Origin of the sequence: Methylobacterium pseudosasicola (assembly GCF_900114535.1) — a bacterium.
Taxonomy (GTDB): Bacteria; Pseudomonadota; Alphaproteobacteria; order Rhizobiales; family Beijerinckiaceae; genus Methylobacterium; species Methylobacterium pseudosasicola.
Genome location: NZ_FOTK01000129.1, coordinates 1 through 1090, shown reverse-complemented (window position 1 = coordinate 1090; position 1090 = coordinate 1). Strand labels below are relative to the sequence as shown.

Here is a 1090-nt window from a genome sequence, read left to right as displayed (position 1 = left end):
GAACCACAGGACTCGAGTAGGGCGGGACACGTGAAATCCTGTCTGAACATGGGGGGACCACCCTCCAAGCCTAAGTACTCCTCAGCGACCGATAGCGAACCAGTACCGTGAGGGAAAGGTGAAAAGCACCCCGACGAGGGGAGTGAAACAGCACCTGAAACCGGATGCTTACAAACAGTGGGAGCTCAAGGTTCGTCCTGAGTGACCGCGTACCTTTTGTATAATGGGTCAGCGACTTAAAGTTACGAGCGAGCTTAAGCCGATAGGTGGAGGCGCAGCGAAAGCGAGTCTGAACAGGGCGTTCAGTTCGTGGCTTTAGACCCGAAACCGAGTGATCTAGCCATGTGCAGGATGAAGGTGGGGTAACACCCACTGGAGGTCCGAACCAGTGCCCGTTGAAAAGGTCTTGGATGACGTGTGGCTAGGGGTGAAAGGCCAATCAAACTCGGAAATAGCTGGTTCTCCGCGAAAGCTATTTAGGTAGCGCCTCGCGTGAATACCTCACGGGGTAGAGCACTGGATGGGCTAGGGCCGCCCACAGCGGTACCAAACCCAACCAAACTCCGAATACGTGAGAGTACTGCGCGGGAGACACACGGCGGGTGCTAACGTCCGTCGTGGAGAGGGAAACAACCCTGACCGACAGCTAAGGCCCCCAATTCGTGGCTAAGTGGGAAAGGATGTGGGACTCCCAAAACAACCAGGAGGTTGGCTTAGAAGCAGCCATCCTTTAAAGAAAGCGTAACAGCTCACTGGTCTAAATAAGGGGTCCTGCGCCGAAAATGTAACGGGGCTCAAGCCACGAGCCGAAGCTTCGGATGCAGTCCTTCGGGGCTGCGTGGTAGCGGAGCGTTCCCTAGGCCTGTGAAGCGGCACCTGTGAGGGGCCGTGGAGGTATGGGAAGTGCGAATGCTGACATGAGTAACGACAAAGAGTGTGAAAGACACTCTCGCCGAAAGTCCAAGGGTTCCTGCGTAAAGTTAATCTGCGCAGGGTTAGCCGGCCCCTAAGGCGAGGCCGAAAGGCGTAGTCGATGGGAACGGGGCGAACATTCCCCGGCCAGCGGATGGTGACGGATGCCGTGTATCGT

Annotated in this window: 1 rRNA gene; it reads left to right on the top strand. The window is 56.4% G+C overall.

Annotated features, from left to right (window positions below):
- A 23S ribosomal RNA gene (locus tag BM228_RS33505) occupies positions 1–1090 on the top strand; the annotation flags it as partial.